At 73.0% G+C, this 15221-nt stretch carries 16 protein-coding genes and 1 pseudogene; 10 read left to right on the forward strand and 7 right to left on the reverse strand.

Going from position 1 to position 15221, the window contains the following annotated elements; all coding sequences use genetic code 11:
• Positions 1–122: 122 nt before the first annotated feature.
• Positions 123–1061, forward strand: a complete 939-nt coding sequence (locus tag ACFWEJ_RS09695) for a DUF1214 domain-containing protein (RefSeq protein WP_377228995.1) — start codon at positions 123–125, stop codon at positions 1059–1061.
• Positions 1062–1077: 16 nt separating this feature from the next.
• Here the strand turns inward: ACFWEJ_RS09695 and ACFWEJ_RS09700 are convergent, their stop codons facing one another.
• Positions 1078–1800 (reverse strand): phosphotransferase, encoded by a 723-nt coding sequence (locus ACFWEJ_RS09700; protein ID WP_377228996.1) that lies wholly within the window; start codon positions 1798–1800, stop codon positions 1078–1080.
• A gap of 84 nt (positions 1801–1884) precedes the next feature.
• Between ACFWEJ_RS09700 and ACFWEJ_RS09705 the strand changes: the two genes are divergently transcribed.
• Positions 1885–3966: a SigE family RNA polymerase sigma factor gene (locus ACFWEJ_RS09705; RefSeq protein WP_377228997.1), complete on the forward strand. Its 2082-nt coding sequence runs from the start codon at positions 1885–1887 to the stop codon at positions 3964–3966.
• An 80-nt stretch (positions 3967–4046) separates the two neighbouring features.
• On the forward strand, positions 4047–4937 hold the full coding sequence (locus ACFWEJ_RS09710; protein ID WP_377228998.1) for an aldo/keto reductase: 891 nt from the start codon (positions 4047–4049) through the stop codon (positions 4935–4937).
• Positions 4938–4952: 15 nt separating this feature from the next.
• Here the strand turns inward: ACFWEJ_RS09710 and ACFWEJ_RS09715 are convergent, their stop codons facing one another.
• Complete coding sequence (locus tag ACFWEJ_RS09715) at positions 4953–5900, reverse strand: helix-turn-helix transcriptional regulator (RefSeq protein WP_377228999.1); 948 nt, start codon at positions 5898–5900, stop codon at positions 4953–4955.
• Between the two features lie 538 nt (positions 5901–6438).
• Here ACFWEJ_RS09715 and ACFWEJ_RS09720 point away from each other — a divergent pair.
• From ACFWEJ_RS09720 to ACFWEJ_RS09730, 3 genes are read left to right on the forward strand one after another with little or no spacing between them, the layout of a single operon-like run.
• Positions 6439–6663 (forward strand): hypothetical protein, encoded by a 225-nt coding sequence (locus tag ACFWEJ_RS09720; protein ID WP_377229000.1) that lies wholly within the window; start codon positions 6439–6441, stop codon positions 6661–6663.
• Entirely contained in the window at positions 6660–6965 is a 306-nt protein-coding gene (locus tag ACFWEJ_RS09725; protein ID WP_377229001.1) for a hypothetical protein, read from the forward strand. Before ACFWEJ_RS09720 ends, ACFWEJ_RS09725 begins: the two co-directional genes overlap by 4 nt.
• 38 nt (positions 6966–7003) lie before the next feature.
• On the forward strand, positions 7004–7807 hold the full coding sequence (locus ACFWEJ_RS09730) for a hypothetical protein (protein WP_377229002.1): 804 nt from the start codon (positions 7004–7006) through the stop codon (positions 7805–7807).
• On the opposite strand, the gene ACFWEJ_RS09735 is transcribed toward ACFWEJ_RS09730, so the two are convergent.
• Genes ACFWEJ_RS09735 through ACFWEJ_RS09745 form a run of 3 tightly spaced genes read right to left on the reverse strand, consistent with a single transcriptional unit; the run spans position 7804 to position 9257 of the window.
• Complete coding sequence (locus ACFWEJ_RS09735; protein WP_377229010.1) at positions 7804–8154, reverse strand: TraR/DksA family transcriptional regulator; 351 nt, start codon at positions 8152–8154, stop codon at positions 7804–7806. The genes ACFWEJ_RS09730 and ACFWEJ_RS09735 overlap by 4 nt on opposite strands.
• 54 nt (positions 8155–8208) lie before the next feature.
• A complete protein-coding gene (locus ACFWEJ_RS09740) occupies positions 8209–8877 on the reverse strand; it encodes an NUDIX domain-containing protein (RefSeq protein WP_377229003.1) in 669 nt (222 codons plus the stop codon).
• On the reverse strand, positions 8874–9257 hold the full coding sequence (locus ACFWEJ_RS09745; protein ID WP_377229004.1) for a DUF4406 domain-containing protein: 384 nt from the start codon (positions 9255–9257) through the stop codon (positions 8874–8876). The genes ACFWEJ_RS09740 and ACFWEJ_RS09745 overlap by 4 nt, the downstream gene beginning before the upstream one ends.
• Positions 9258–9305: 48 nt before the next feature.
• On the opposite strand from ACFWEJ_RS09745, the gene ACFWEJ_RS09750 reads away from it, so the two are divergent.
• On the forward strand, positions 9306–10064 hold the full coding sequence (locus tag ACFWEJ_RS09750) for a DeoR/GlpR family DNA-binding transcription regulator (protein ID WP_377229005.1): 759 nt from the start codon (positions 9306–9308) through the stop codon (positions 10062–10064).
• 10 nt (positions 10065–10074) lie between these two features.
• Here the strand turns inward: ACFWEJ_RS09750 and ACFWEJ_RS09755 are convergent, their stop codons facing one another.
• A complete protein-coding gene (locus tag ACFWEJ_RS09755) occupies positions 10075–11118 on the reverse strand; it encodes a zinc-binding dehydrogenase (protein ID WP_377229006.1) in 1044 nt (347 codons plus the stop codon).
• A 132-nt stretch (positions 11119–11250) separates the two neighbouring features.
• Here ACFWEJ_RS09755 and ACFWEJ_RS09760 point away from each other — a divergent pair, with 132 nt between their 5' ends.
• The gene (locus tag ACFWEJ_RS09760; RefSeq protein WP_377229007.1) at positions 11251–12117 is read left to right on the forward strand and encodes a helix-turn-helix transcriptional regulator; all 867 of its coding nucleotides are present in this window, start codon (positions 11251–11253) and stop codon (positions 12115–12117) included.
• Here ACFWEJ_RS09760 and ACFWEJ_RS09765 read toward each other — a convergent pair.
• A complete protein-coding gene (locus ACFWEJ_RS09765) occupies positions 12114–12836 on the reverse strand; it encodes an SDR family NAD(P)-dependent oxidoreductase (RefSeq protein ID WP_377229008.1) in 723 nt (240 codons plus the stop codon). The genes ACFWEJ_RS09760 and ACFWEJ_RS09765 overlap by 4 nt on opposite strands.
• Positions 12837–13200: 364 nt before the next feature.
• Here ACFWEJ_RS09765 and ACFWEJ_RS09770 point away from each other — a divergent pair, with 364 nt between their 5' ends.
• Both ACFWEJ_RS09770 and ACFWEJ_RS09775 read left to right on the forward strand, forming a co-directional pair.
• The gene (locus ACFWEJ_RS09770) at positions 13201–14457 is read left to right on the forward strand and encodes a sodium:proton exchanger (RefSeq protein ID WP_377229009.1); all 1257 of its coding nucleotides are present in this window, start codon (positions 13201–13203) and stop codon (positions 14455–14457) included.
• 317 nt (positions 14458–14774) lie between these two features.
• A pseudogene (locus tag ACFWEJ_RS09775) lies at positions 14775–15221 on the forward strand (HNH endonuclease); the annotation flags it as partial.

The following is a 15221-nucleotide window of genomic DNA, read 5'->3' on the forward strand; positions in this document are numbered from 1 at the left end:
GTCACCTGGATCGGGTGACGCCGGGGCTTCCTCGCCGTCCTCACCCGGTTCTCGCGAGGGCGGGCGGCGCGGTGGCGGATACGGTCCGAGCCCGGAGTTTGGTGGAATCGGAGGAGCCGTCCATGATCACCGTCACGAACGAGAACTTTGTGCGAGCCGAGACCAACCGGATGCTCGTGGGCATCCAGGCCCAGGCCGGCGGTGTGAACCGGTGGAGGCACAACCGGGAACCCGCCTCGATCGACGAGCAGACGGTCATCCGGATGAACCGCGACACCCTGTACAGCTTCGCCGTCGTCAACATCTCCGAACCCGCGACGGTGACCGTCCCGGACGCTCGGGGCCGCTATCTGACGGTCATGGTCGTCAACCAGGACCACTACATCAACCGCATCCTCACCGAGCCGGGCGACTACCCGCTGACCATGGTCGAGTTCGACACCCCGTACGTCGTCCTGGTCGCCCGGATCCTCGTCGACGCCACCGACCCGGACGACGTCGCCGAGGTGAATGCCCTCCAGGACGGCTTCGCCCTGCAGGCCGCGGACGGCGAACCTCTCGTGCTGCCGGGCTACGACGAGGAGTCGTTCACCGCGACCCGCGAGGCGCTCCTTGCCGCGTCGGCCGACGGCCTGGACACCCATGGCATGTTCGGGTCCAAGGGCGACGTCGACCCGCAGCGCCACCGGATCGGCACCGCGGGCGGCTGGGGCGGCCTGCCGGAACGGGAGGCGTTCTACGCCGGGGTCGCGCCGCACCTCCCCGTCGGCCGCTACGCCCTCACCGTCAAGGACGTCCCCGTCGACGCCTTCTGGTCCGTCACCGTCTACGGCGCGGACGGGTTCCTGCACAAGAACGAGCTGGACGCCTACAGCGTCAACAGCGTCTCCGGGACCAAGAACGCCGACGGCTCGATCACGGTCACCTTCGGGGGCGACGCTCGCGACCCGAACCCGTTGCCCCTGGACGAGGGCTGGAACTACACCGTCCGCATGTACCGGCCACGACCCGCGATCCTCGACGGGTCGTGGGTGTTCCCGGCGTGCGAGCCGGTCACCTGACGCGGGGCCGGAGTCGCTAGGCGCCCGCCCGGCGCAGCCGCTCGGCGGCCTGCGCCCGGAACGCCCCGCTCGCCGCTCCCACGAGCGCTGCCTCCGACTGCCACGCGAGGCTGTCCCAGTCGTGCACGGTCCGTACCTGCCCGCCGTCCCAGCGGAGATTCTGCGCCTCGAAGTCGGCGTGGCCGAGCACGGACGGTAGTTCGGCGTCGAGCAGCCGCCGTCTGACTCGCTCGGCGGCGTCGGAGACGAGCGCGGCCACGTCGTCGTCCCTGCCGGCGAGGCCGTCGACCGCGGGCCACGACCCGCCGTCGGTATGGTCCCAGCGCACCCACGGCGGGTTGGGCAGCGGCGGCGCGACGGTCACGTCAGCCAGCTCGGTCATCAGCCGGGCGAACAGCTTCGCGCAGCGCTCCGCGATCTCCGGCGAGTCCCCGTGCAGTGCCGCGCCGCCAGGCCGGTACTCCTCGGCGTGCACCGCCAGCGAACCGACCCGGGTCGCGGGCGTGAGCGGCCGCGCGCACGGGAAGCCCCGCTCGGACAGCCGGGCCTGCGCGGCGACGCAGGACGCGGCCCGGCCGTCGTCGGGGCGCGCCTTCACCACCACGTCCGTGCCGCCGCGCAGCCGGAGCCCGAACACCGTCGAGACCTGGTGCACCCGGAGGAGCACGCCGTCGGGCTCGCTCCCGAGATGATCCGCGCACCATCGCGGCAGCCAGTCCGGCAGATCGGTTGTCGGCACGGGACGACTCTGCCACGGGCGCCCGTCGGATCGCCGCAAGGGTACGGTCTCAACCTTTGAGGATCCCGGCGCGTGGGTAGGGGCATGAAGACACTTGCGGGAGAGCGGGTCGAGGTCCGCGTGGGTGGCGGGTCGCGGGACGTGGAGTTCGTCGCGTTCGTGGAGGAGGACGGCCCGTACCTGTTTCGGACGGCGTTCTTCCTGGTCGGCGAGCGGGCCCTGGCCGAGGACCTGGTCCAGGGCACCTTCGAGCGGGTCTACCGACGCTGGGACACGGCCCGGGCCGGGAACCCGCGCGCGTACGCGCGGAAGGTGCTGGTCAACCTCAGGACCGACGCGTGGCGTCGGACGCGGCTGACCGACGTCCCGGGTGACGACAACGTGCCGGTCGACCATGCGGACGACCACGCCGTGCAGGTCGCGCTCCGGGACGAGCTCGCCCGGGCGCTGGGAAGCCTCTCGCCGCAGCAGCGCCGCGTCGTGGTGCTGCGGCACGTCCTCGACCTGCCGGAGGAGCAGGTCGCCCGCGAGATCGGGCGGTCGGTCGGCACCGTCAAGGCCGCGAGCTCCCGGGGCCTCGAACGGCTCCGCTCGCTCCTGACCGAGGCTGCCCCTCAGGCCGCGGACGAGCCGGTGTTCGACGGCCGCGAGACGCTGACCCGCAGCAAGGCCGCGGCGGCGCGGCAGACCCGCCGCGTCGCGGCGCTCGGCGCCGCCGGCGTCGCGGTGTGCGCGTTCATCGCGCTGGTCCTGCACGGTCCGGTCGGGATGCCGGTGCTGGACGCCGTCGCCGGTCCGGCGCACCGCTGGCTGGTGGAGACGTTCCGCCTGCCCGCGGTCGACAGCGACCGTGACGACGGCCCGGTCCGGGACGCGCGCGCGGTGACCGGGAAGGACGACGCCGTCGGGCTGGGCGACGTCGACATCCCCGCGATGGCGGCCGCCGCCCCCTCGTGTACCGGTCAGGACCTCCCCGCGCCGGACGCGACCAGGACCATCCCGGTCCCCGCGGACGCCCCGAGCGGTGACTTCACGATCGTCCGCGCGCTCGACGCCGAGGACGCCCGTCCGGCGGTCGAGTGCGTCGACTACGTCACCGACCACCGCCTGGACCTGGGGACTCCTCCTGACGTCATGGCCGGTTCGGACCCCAGCGTCCCGTTGGCTGTCCGCCGCGACGGGACCCTGGTCGTCAGGCTGGCCCGGCCCGACGTCGGACCCGGCTCCGAGCCGGTCACCGCGCTGGCGCGGCCGGCGGCCACGGGCTCGGCCGACGAACCCGCGCTGGAGCACTGGCAGCTCACGGCCGCCTTGCCGGGTGCGGACAACGAGCCCAGCGAGTACGACGGCGTCGGGGGTGCTGTCCTCACCGACACCCAGGTCGCCTGGACCAGGGAGCTCAAGGACGGGTCGGTCGTGGTCAAGGCGCAGGGGCCGGACGGGGCGGTCCGTACCGTCGCGAGCTACCCGAAGGATCCCGACCGGTACGTCTGGCAGATCGCCGCAGGAGGGGAGACCCTGACGATCCTGCACATCGAGGACGACAGCGCGGCCGGCGCGGACTGGTGCGGAGGGAGAATCGACCTGGTCGACCTGGGTGCCCCCGACGCCGACGTCGTCCGCAACGCGGTCACCGACGTCTGCGCGATCTCCGACAGCGACCACGGTGTGGTCGTGTCCCGCAATCCAGCCGAGGGGCCCAGCACGATCGGTCTGCTCTCGGCGGGCTCCGGCCTGCGCGACCTCGTACGGCTGGACCAGGACGCGGTGTGGAACCACTTCGCCTACCTGTCCGGGGACACGCTGCTGTTCGACCAGGGCCGGTGGGTCGTGGCGCTCGACACGGGCACGCGCGATGCCACGGTCGTCCTGGAGGATTCCGCGTGGACGGTTAGCGCGTTCGACGACGGCGTCCTCTGGGCAGACGGCGACAACATCTACTTCCTGCGGCTGGAACCGCGGGACGGCGTGGCCGCACCGGCCCTGACCATGCTCGGGCCGGGACCGAACGGGGACGGGACCGCGTGGCTGGACGTCGCGGCCGGTGCGAACCGTGTCGTCTGGATCGAGTACGACCGCGCCCAGATGGAGGGCTTCCAGAGCCAGGACTCCTGGAGCTACGCCGAGCTCCGGCAGACCCTGGTGTACGCGCGGACGACCTGGTGACGACGCCGGCAGGGGGGACGGGGCTCCGGGGTAACGGCAGAACCTCCCACGACGGCCGGACCGTACGTAGCGTGGAGGGCATGACGAGCTCCATCCCCACCCTGAACCTGAACAACGGCGTGGCGCTGCCTGCCCTGGGGTACGGCGTCTTTCAGACCCCGCCCGCCGAGACGGTCGCCGCCGTCGAGGCGGCGCTGCGCACCGGCTACCGGCACATCGACACGGCTGCCGCCTACGGCAACGAGCGGGAGGTCGGTGAGGCGATCCGCCGCTCCGGCGTCGACCGGTCCGAGATCTTCGTGGAGACGAAGGTCTGGATCAGCGACTACGGGTACGACGCCACGCTGCACGCGTTCGACAAGAGCGCCGGCAAGCTCGGCGTGGAGACGATCGACCTGCTGATCCTGCACCAGGCGCTGCCGAGCCGGTTCGACCTGACGATCGAGGCCTATCGCGCGCTGGAGACCCTGCTCGCCGACGGCCGGGTCCGCGCGATCGGCGTCAGCAACTTCATGCCCGACCACCTCGCGCGGCTCGCCGAGGCGACGTCGGTGGTGCCGGCCGTGAACCAGGTCGAGGTGCACCCCTACTTCCGCCAGCCCGAGGTGCTCGAGGCGGACGCCGCCGCCGGGATCCTCACCCAGGCGTGGTCGCCCATCGGCGGCATCACGTTCTACCGCGACGCCGGCCACACCAGCACGCTCGAGGACGCCACGATCGTGGGTATCGCGCAGGCCCACGGCAGGACGCCGGCCCAGGTGATGCTGCGCTGGCACCTGCAGCAGGGCCGCTCCGCCATCCCCAAGTCGGTCACGCCGCGCCGCATCGCCGAGAACTTCGACGTGCTCGGCTTCGAGCTGACCGGCACCGAGCTGGCCGCGATCGACGCCCTGGACACCGGCCGCCGCGGAGGCCCGGAGCCCTCCGACGTCACGCTCGAGACCTTCGGCCGCGAGATCCCGGAGGCCTGAACCCGCGGCGGAGCGTCAGCGGGCGAGCGTCTGCGCCGGCCGTTCGCCGTAGGCGGCCCGGTAGGCGGTCGCGAAGTGGCCGAGGTGGACGAAGCCCCAGCGACGGGCGACGGCTGCCACGGTGGTGGTGTGGGGGTCGGCGTACACGAGGTCGCGGTGGGCCCCGTCGAGGCGGGCCTGCCGCAGGCGCTCGCGCGGCGTGACGTCCAGGTGGCGCCGGAACGCCACCTGCAGGCCGCGCGTGGACAGGCCGACCGCCCGCGCGACGTCGTCGACGGTGATCGGCTCGTGCGCGTGCTCGTCGATGAACGCGGTCGCCCGGCGCACGGCGACCGGTACCCCGCGCGGCGCGGGGACCGTGGGAAGGTCGGCCAGCACGATGTTCGGGAACGAGTGCAGCAGGGTGAGCGCGAGGTGGTGGAGGAGCGAGCGCTGCAGGATCGGGCTGTCCAGCGTCGAGCTGTGCTCCCGCATCAAGGTCCCGACGAACCGGGCGGTGTCCTCCCAGAGGCGGCCGTGGGCGTCGTCCACCGGGGTGCCCGCCGTGAACAGGTGGGACGGCTGGTCCCTGCCGGCGAGGACGGCGGCCACGGACCGCACGTAGGCACGATCGACGGAGAACCCGTCGGCGTGCAGCAGGTCCCACTGGACGTTGACCGGTGAGGCGTCGTCGAACAGCACCGCTCCCGTGACCGGCAGCTCCTGTCCGGCGTGCCGCAGCCGGCCCGCGCCCCTCAGCGAGAAGGCCAGCACCTGCTCCGGGGAGGCCAGCTCCCCTTGACCGGCCCAGTCGATCGAGTAGCCGACCGAGGACACGCCCGGCATCACCGCGGTGCGGAGCACGAAGTCGCGGAACATCGGAAGGGGGCGGAGCGCCACGCCCGGGAAGATCGAGTCCATGAGCTCCTCCATGGCGGCGGGATCGTGCGCATGGAGCTCCGCCGCTGTCACCTCGTTGCCCATGCGACGATCGTGGCCTTGGCCTGCGCTCACTCGCATCCCATTGCCGGGTGATCAATGCCAGGAACGCGCCGCCGGGCCGGGCTGGGTGCGCGTGCGGGCACCGCGTGTACGCGCTGAGGCACAGGCGGTGCCGACGTCGCGGAGCTCCCGCGGGCAGGTCGCGTCGACCCGGTGGCCGACGCCGTCGCAATGCACCCCTGACCAGGGACGGCGTCGCTATGGGGTGATGGTGCGGAGCATGCCCGGCCGGTGCCCGGGCCTCGGTCCAGGCCGGGTCTCATCCGAACGCATCAAACTAAGAGTGACCTTTCGGGCAATGCGGGTTTCGAGCCGCCGTAGTTCACGAGCGGCCGTCAGAACGTTTTCGTAATCTGAAGGCGCGTGCCCTGGCGTCGCAGGGAGGGCCTCTCAAGGTTGAGACCGCACGCGATCTCCGCTGCAGCCGGGGATGCCCAGTACGACGGCAAGGCGCCCCGCCTCCCCAGAGGGCGGGGTTCCTTGTTTCAGCGCAGGCAGAATTCTTGACCGGAGGTCTGTCGTGGATCCGCGACGAGATCCGCGGGGTGACATCGAGAACCTGATCCTCAGTTTCGAGAGTCAGGGCTGGATGGTCATGCGCGGCGAGAAGTACTACAAGGCACGGTGCGCGTGCGAGTCGAAGCACTGGAAGCTGGTCCATGTCCGGCCCCGCGCGTCGAGCTACGGCAACAACGTCCGCAGAAAGCTGCGGCGCGACACCTGCTGGGTGGGGGCACTGGCTTGAACATCGACCTCGTGCTCGAGTTCACGGCCCTCGGTCGGCGCACCGACGACGAGTTCGAGGACTGCCTCGAGCGGGCGATCGCCAGGCTCGACGAGATCGACCGGGACGACGTCGACGTCTCCGCCGCCCTGGCGGCGCGCCGCGCCACCTTCACCGTGTTCGACGTCGACGGGCGGCAACCCGGCATCGGCCCTTTCCTCGCCGCGGTCTGGTCGGCGCTGTACGCCGCGGGGTGCGCCGACTCCCGCCGGTCGGGCAGCGCGTCGTGGGTCGCCCACGAACGCCAGCTGACGCTCGCCTGAGCGCAGGTGCCCTGTCGCAATTGCCCTATGTTTCTCGCGTGACGATCCCACCAGTCCTGCACGAGTCATGGCACGCCCCCGAGTTCTGGGCGCGGTACACGTTCGCCCACGAGGACGGGCCGGGCGCGGACCGGCTCGGTGCACTACAGGACGTGCTGGACGCGGAGGACGAGCTCGACGACATGGAGGACGACGGCGAGGAAGCTGCCGACGAGGACTCTGCCGACGACGACACGTCGCTCGACGTGGCCTTCGAGGTCGGCCCCGGCCATCACGTGGTGCTGAGCGTCGACGTCTCCATCGACCTCCACAGCCTCGGCGTCACCACGCCCGGCACGGCCGAGCCGGCCGAGCTCGGCTGGGACGACATGGCGCACTGGCACCCGTACGCGCTGCGCTGGTCGGAGCTCGACCTGATCTGCCGGGCGATCGCCGCGAGGAGCCCCGAGCAGCCCACCGGTCTGGCGCTGGCTCTGCTGTGCCGCTTCGCCGCCGTCTTCGAGGACGACGACGTGGACCAGGCCGTCGCCGCCGTGGAGGAGGCCTACGCCGCCCTGCGCCCCGCCGACTGGGACGGCTACTGGCCGCGTGGCACCGACTGGCTCGAACGCGCCGACTTCCGCAGCGAGGGCGTCACGTGGCAGCGCGACGACGCCGGTGACCTGTGGGCCGTCCAGCACGACGCCGACGCCCAGCCCTTCTACAGCACCCGGATCGCGCCGGACCCGGATCTGGGCACGGGCGACGGCTTCCCCCACGCCCAGCTCCGGGCCGTGCTGGACGCCGCGCGAGGGACGCTCGCCGAGCCCACGGGACCCGTCCAGTCCGCGCGACCCGCCTAGCCCGCAGCCGCGCAGACGATGCAGGTGCGGGCCGTCGGCCGAGCCAGCAGGCGCTCGCGGGCGATCGCTCCTCCGCAGCGCTCGCAGCGGCCGTAGGTGCCGGCGGCGATCCGCGCGAGCGCGGCGTCGACGTCGGCCAGATGCTCCCTGGCCGCGGCCAGCAACGTGCTCGCCTGCGAGCGCTCGAACGCGATCGTCGAGCCCTCGGGGTCGTGCTCGTCGTCGGACGCGGAGAGCTGACTCGCCTCCACCATGGAGGCGATGCTCCCGGTCAGGGAGGCGATCAGCTCCGCCGTGCGCTCGCGGTCGGCGACCAGCAGCCCGCGGACCTCGTCGGTGAACGGAATCGTCACTCCGTCGTCCTCCTCACGATGAGACCTCCCGATGAGCCCTCCTCACGATCATGCGGCCCGGGCGAACGGGCCGTCCAGCGCCGCCCACTGCAGCAGCAGGATCGTCTTGCCGTCGACGATGCGGCCGTCGCGCGCCATGGCGAGGGCCTCGGTGAACGGCACCTCCAGGACCTCGATGTCCTCGCCGTCCTCCTCGAGCCCTCCGCCGGCCCCCGTCCGGTCGGCCGGGGTGTAGGCGGCGGCGTAGTAGTGGAGGCGCTCGGTGACGGAGCCGGGGCTCATGTACGCGTCGAGCACGTGGGTGAGCTCCCCGAGGATGACGCCGAGCTCCTCGGCGGCCTCCCGGCGGATCGCGGTGTCCGGGTCGTCGGCGTCGAGCAGCCCGGCGGCCGCCTCGACGAGCATGCCGTCGGGATGCCCGTTGACGTAGGCCGGGTAGCGGAACTGCCGGGTCAGCAGCACGCGGCCGCGGGCGACGTCGTAGGGCAGGACGACGGCGCCGTTGCCGCGGTCGTACGTCTCGCGCTGCTGGGTCTCCCACCGCCCGTCGCGGCGCCGGTAGTCGTACGTGGTCCGGCGCAGGACGTGCCAGCCCTGGGACGTGAGCTCGACGTCGCGGATCACGACGCTGGGGTTGCGGTCCAGGCCGCGCCCGGTCTGGTCGAGGCCCGTGCGTCCGCGGTGGTCCGGGACGTCGACGCCGGGGCGGCCCGTCACGCGATCTCCTGCGGGGTGAGGCGGGGGATCTCGGCCACGTCGTGGTAGACGGGTAGGCCGCGGCGGCGGGCGATCGCGACGTCCTGGTCGGCGCCGGCGGAGTCGCCGGGCAGGCGTAGCACGGCGTCGCAGCGGGCGAGCAGCCGTTCGGCCGTCGGGTACAGGACCTCGTCGGCCAGGGGATCGGTCGGTCCTGCGCCGGCGGAACGCAGGACCGGCAGGGCCACCCATTCCCCGATCATCGGGAGGTGGCCGGCGGCGAACACCGGCCACGCGGCGGCCTCCAGCCGGGCGAGGTTGGCGGCCATGGCGCGCGGGTCGTTGCCGGTGCCGGAGCGGTAGGGGCCGGCGATGAGGATGAGCAGAGGCTTGTCGGTCACGAGTGCTACCGTACATGCAGAAACGTGCAACAACGGGAGAGAATGCGAATGCTGGCTGCCGAACGTCGTGATCACCTGCTCGCCCTGCTGGCCCGTGAGGGCAAGGTCGTCGCCAAGGACGTGGCCGCCGACCTGGGGATCTCCGAGGACAGCGTGCGGCGCGACCTGCGAGACCTCGCCGCAGAGGGCCTGGTCCAGCGGGTCTACGGCGGCGCGCTCCCGGTCTCGCCCGCGGTCGTGGACTACGCGGCCCGGCAGTCCGTCGCTCCCGACGGCAAGCGTGCGGTTGCCGCGGTGGCCGCCGCCCTGGTGCGTCCGGGTGGGGCGGTGATCCTCGACGGCGGCACCACGGCGCTCGCCGTCGCCCGGGCGCTCCCGCCGGACCTGGGGTGCACCGTGATCACGCACAGCCCGACGATCGCCGTCGCCCTGCTCGACCACCCGACCGCCGAGGTCTACCTGCTCGGCGGCCGGGTCTTCAAGCACTCGGCGGTCGCCTACGGCGCGGCCGCCGTCGAGGCGGCCCAGAACGTCTCCGCCGACCTCTGCCTGCTCGGCGTCACCGGGGTGCATCCCGAGGCGGGCCTGACCACGGGGGACGCGGAGGAAGCGGCGATGAAGCGCGCCCTGTCGGCGCGGGCCGCGGAGACCTACGTCCTCGCCTCGTCGGAGAAGATCGGGACGGCGTCGCGGTTCCGGGTGCTGCCCTGGGACAGGGTCACCGGGGTGATCACCGACGCCGACCCGCACGACGCGGTCGTCCGCCAGGTCCAGGAGCTGGGCGTGGAGGTCCTGACCGCCGGCTGAGCCGGGGCGGTCAGACGGTGACGAGCACCTTCAGCGCCTCGCGCGCGTCCATCGCCGCGTACCCGGCGGGCACCTCGTCGATCGACACGGTGCGGTCGAACACCCGGCCGGGCTCGATCGTGCCGTCGAGCACGAGCGGGATCGCCTGCTCGATGTAGGCGCGGACCGGGGCGGGCCCGCCGGTGAGCGTGATGTTCCGGCCGAACAGCGAGCCGAAGCCGACCGGTGCGTCCTCGTACTGCGGCACGCCGACGCGGGAGATCACGCCGCCGGCCCGCACGACCCCGACCGACTGCGTGTAGGCGGGCATGTGGCCCATGGCCTCCAGGACGACGTGGGAGCCCTCGCCCCCGGTCAGGTCGACGACCCGCGCGATGCCCTCCGCGCCGCGCTCGGCGACGACGTCGGTCGCGCCCCACTCCCGGCCCAGGTCCGTCCGCGCCTGGTGGCGGCCCATGAGGATGACGCGCTCGGCCCCGAGCTGCTTGGCGGCGAGCACCGCGGAGAGGCCCACGGCGCCGTCCCCGATCACGGTGACCGTCTGGCCCGGTCGGATCCGCGCCAGGTGCGCGGCGTGATAGCCGGTGAGGTAGACGTCCGAGAGGGTCAGCAGCGAGGGCAGGACCGCCTCGTCCTTCTCGGTCACGCCGGGCACGGGCACGAGGCTGCCGTCGGCGAGCGGGATGCGGGCCAGCTCGGCCTGCAGCCCCGGGGTCTCCGGGGTGGCGTAGAAGCCGCCGTGCGGGCAGGCGGTCTGGAAGCCGTCCCGGCAGATCGGGCAGGTGTTGTCCGAGAACGCGAACGGCGCGATCACGAGCTCGCCCGGGCGGACGGCGGTGACGGCGGAGCCGACCTCCTCGACGACGGCGAGCAGCTCGTGCCCCATCGTCTGGCCGTGCTCGGAGCCCGGCATCGTGTGGTAGGGGTGCAGGTCGGAGCCGCAGACGCAGGTGCGCACGGTGCGTACGACGGCGTCGGTGGGCAGCAGGACGGTCGGGTCGGCGACGGTTTCGACGCGGACGTCGCCCGCGCCGTACATGACGGTGGCCTTCATGGTGTGTGTGGTCCCTCGGTTGGTGCGGTGTCCCGTTCAGTCTTGGCGGCGGCGCGGGGGAGAGGGAGTCCCTGGCGTGGGGTGTACCGACAGGGCACCCCGCGCGCCGGGCGCCCGACCTAGCCTGGAGGCATGGACAACCGTGCAGAGGTCCGCGAGTTCCTCATGACCCGCCGCGCCCGGCTCACGCCCCAGGACGCCGGCGTCCCCGCGGGGACGCAGCGCCGGGTCGCCGGGCTGCGCCGCAGCGAGGTCGCGGCGCTCGCGGGCGTCAGCGTCGAGTACTACGCGAAGCTGGAGCGCGGCGCCCTGGGCGGCGCGTCGGCGGCGGTCCTCGACTCCCTGTCGCGCGCCCTGCACCTCGACGACGCCGAGCACGCCCACCTGCTCGACCTCGCGCGTGCGGCCGACGGCATCCCGTCCTCGGGGCGCAGCCGCCGTCGGGCCGCCCGCCCGGGGGTGCCGCGGCCGAGCCTGCAGTGGATGCTCGACTCCGTCACGGACTCCGTCGCCATCGTCCGCGACCAGCGGCAGGACCTCGTCGCGGTCAACACCCTGGGGCGCGCCTTCTGGTCGCCGCTGATCGGGGACGGCGGCCGGACGCCGAACCTCGCGCGCTTCCAGTTCCTGGACCCCGCGTCCCGCGAGTTCTACCCGGACTGGGACCTCTTCGCCGGGATGTGCGTGGCCATCATCCGCGCCGAGGCCGGCCGCGACCCGCACGACAAGGGGATCCAGGACCTCGTCGGCGAGCTCTCGACGCGCAGCGAGACGTTCCGCACCCTGTGGGCGGAGCACGACGTCCGCACGCACGGCACCGGCACCAAGCGGTTCCGGCATCCCGTCGTCGGCGACCTGACCCTGGTCTACGAGGAGCTCGCCCTCACGGCCGAGCCGGGCCAGGTCATGCTCGTCTACAGCGCAGAGCCCGGGTCGCCGTCGGCCGAGGGCCTGCGCCTGCTCGCGTCCTGGTCGGCCGCTCAGCCGCGGCCGGCCTAGAGCGTGGTGCCGGTCTCCTGCGCCAGCGCCGCCAGGAGCCGGTCCTGGAACGCCACGTCGAGGGCCGCGGGGTGCGGCTGCTGCCGTTCCTGGTGGTACCAGTAGCCGCCGGTCGTCAGTGCTTCCGGGTCGTCGCTGGTGACGAGCCACTCCTGCGTGCGGTGCCCCAGCTCCAGGTCGTCCGGGGCGCCGGCCCCGCCCATCCGCGTGGGGACCCAGCCGGGGTCGACGGCGTTGCTCGGCACCCCGGGGCGCAGGCGCGCGACGGCGGCCGCCAGCGCCGTGACGAACAGCTTGCTGTCGCCGTACGAGCCCGGCGTCCGCCCCTGCCAGTCGACGCCGTCGAGCACCGGCCGGCCGCTGAAGTGTGAGCCGCTGCTCAGGTAGACGAGGCGACGGGGCCCGGGCAGCAGGGCCGTGAGCAGGTACGGGGCGACGACGTTGACCGGCATGACGGCGCGGCCGCTCCACACGCCGGCGTTGTGGATCACCGCGTCCGGCGGGGTCTCGGCCAGGGTGGCGGCGAGCTCGCGGACGTCGTCCCGCTCGCCGAGGTCGCCGACGACGAGCCGGGCGCCGCGGTCGACCAGCGGCGCCAGGGCCTCGGCACGGCCGGGGTTCCGGGCGTGCACCACGACGTCGTGGCCCTGGTCCAGGAGGGCGTCGGCCGCGAGGCGGCCCAGGCCGTCGGCGGAACCGGTCACGAGAATTTGGCTCATGGGTCGATCATCCCCCGGAAATGACGCGTCCGGAGACAGGCGCCGCCTTTTCCGACGGCTTTCCTGATGTGATTCTTCGGCCGTCCGAAAATGCGTCTTCGCAGGTCAGGGGCGCGCGAGTTCCGTGATCGGCGCCACTGGGCCGACCTGTTCACGCGGGCCGGAACCGTCGATATGGTCAGAGCAGCGAAGGGGAGTAGCCCGGCCGGAGCGTGTTTCCGGCAGAGGTGGTCGACATGCTGGCGCGGTGCGCCCGGCCGTCTCGCCGCGGTCCGCGGTGGGCGAGACCTTCGACCAGTCGTCCTTTCTGGTCGAGGTCCGCATGCCCTGAGCGCGGCCCTCGACCGCCGCCCAGGAGGTCCTCGTGCCCGCTGCCGCCGTCGAGCAGGTTTCCCGCCCCGCACCGCCCGGCAAGACCCCCGGCGTGCGCACCCTGGTGCGCTCGCTCGCGATCACCCTGGCGATCATGGCGCCCGCCCTGTTCCTGCGCCTGTCGTCCACCCACCCCGCGCCGGTGCTCTCCCTGGTCCTGTTCGGCGCGGCCGTCGTGGCCGCCTCGTTCGTGCTGGCGTGGGCGGCGGAGGCCGCCCAGGTCGACGTCTCGGGCGGGTTCGCGATCGCGGTCCTGGCGCTGATCGCGGTGCTGCCCGAGTATGCCGTCGACCTGTACTACGCGTACACGGCCGGGTCCGACCCCACGTACGTGCAGTACGCGGCCGCGAACATGACCGGGTCCAACCGGCTCCTGCTGGGACTGGGCTGGCCGCTGGTCGTGCTCGTCGCGCTGTACGTCGCCGGCCGGCTGAGCAAGAAGCCCGCCACCGCGCTCGCGCTGGAACCCGGCAACCGGCTGGAGCTCGGCTTCCTCCTCATCGCGGGCGTCGCCGCCTTCGTGATCCCCGCGACCGGCCACATCCACCTGGTGCTCGGCGTCGCGCTGATCGCCTGGTTCGGCTTCTACATGTACAAGCTCACGCGCGGCGAGGCCGAGGAGCCCGACCTGATCGGCACCGCCGCCGCCGTCGGGAACCTGCCGCGGCGGGCGCGCCGGACCACCGTCGTCGCCCTGTTCGTCCTGGCCGCCGGCGTGATCCTCGCCTGCGCGGAGCCGTTCGCCGAGTCGCTCGTGGAGTCGGGGTCGCAGCTCGGCGTCGACGAGTTCCTGCTGGTCCAGTGGCTCGCCCCGCTCGCCTCGGAGGCGCCCGAGTTCATCATCGCGGTGCTGTTCGCGTCGCGCGGCAAGGGCACCGCGGCCATCGCGACCCTGATCTCCTCGAAGATCAACCAGTGGACCCTGCTGGTCGGCTCCCTGCCGATCGCCTACCTGCTCGGCGGCGGCACCGCGCCCCTCGCGCTGGACACCCGTCAGGTCGAGGAGGTGCTGCTCACCGCCACGCAGACGATGATGGGCGTCGCGATCCTCCTCGCCCTGCGGTTCCATCGCTGGTCGGCCTGGACCCTGCTCGGCCTGTTCGCGGTCCAGTTCGCCGTGACGTCCACGACCGGCCGGTTCGCGCTGTCGGCGGTCTACGCCGTGGTCACGGTCGTCCTCCTGGTCGTCCGGCGCGAGCACGTCGTGCCGACGCTCGCGGCGCCCTTCCGGCGCACCGGGGCGCGGTGACGTTCGCCCCCGCACGGGGCGCGCGTCACGGGTTGAGTCCGTGCTGGTGCGCCCAGCTCACGTGCACGGCGGCCCGGGTGGCGGCGGGGATGTCGCCCGGGTTCTTCTTCGGCAGGTAGCCGACGGCGCGGCGACGCCGGAGCCGCTCAGCGCCTCGGTGGCGCCGAGGCCCCCGCCGGGTCGGCACGCGCTGACGGATGTCGTTTTACGCGCCGGGCAGAAGAGCAGGCGGATGTCAGTGGCGCGATCTAGGATCGAACAAACGTCCGTTGGAATGGTGTTGTTGGTTGATGTTTCGGTTCGAAGGGGGTGGCGGCATGGGCAGGCAGTGGTGCGACGACGGCGGCGGCGTGGCGGCAGCGACGTCCCCGGGTGCGGTGTCCGGCGACGATCTTGCGGACGGATCCATGCCCGACGACGCCTGGCTCGCCGCGCTGTTCGCCGAGGGCGAGGCCCTGTTCGGCGAGCGGGACCGGCAGCGCGCCCCGGGCGCATCGGTCGAGCTGGAGCGGTGGCCCGTCGAGGCGCTGTCCGGCGCGCCGGGCGCTGAGCTGGCGTGGGTGGTCGAGGGATACACCGGGCCGGGAGCCGCTGCCGAGGCAGGGTCTGCTCTGCTCGGCGGGTTGTCCGACGACCTCCTGGGGGAGCTGGCCGGTGCGTGCGCGCGGTTGCAGTCGTGGGCGGCGGGTGTGCAGGCGCTGGTCGTGGGGGAGAGGGCTGCGCGGGAGGCGAGTCCGTTGGCGCACAACTCGCTGGTCGGGCAG

Origin of the sequence: Promicromonospora sp. NPDC060204, assembly GCF_042728455.1 — a bacterium.
Lineage (GTDB): Bacteria > Actinomycetota > Actinomycetes > Actinomycetales > Cellulomonadaceae > Promicromonospora.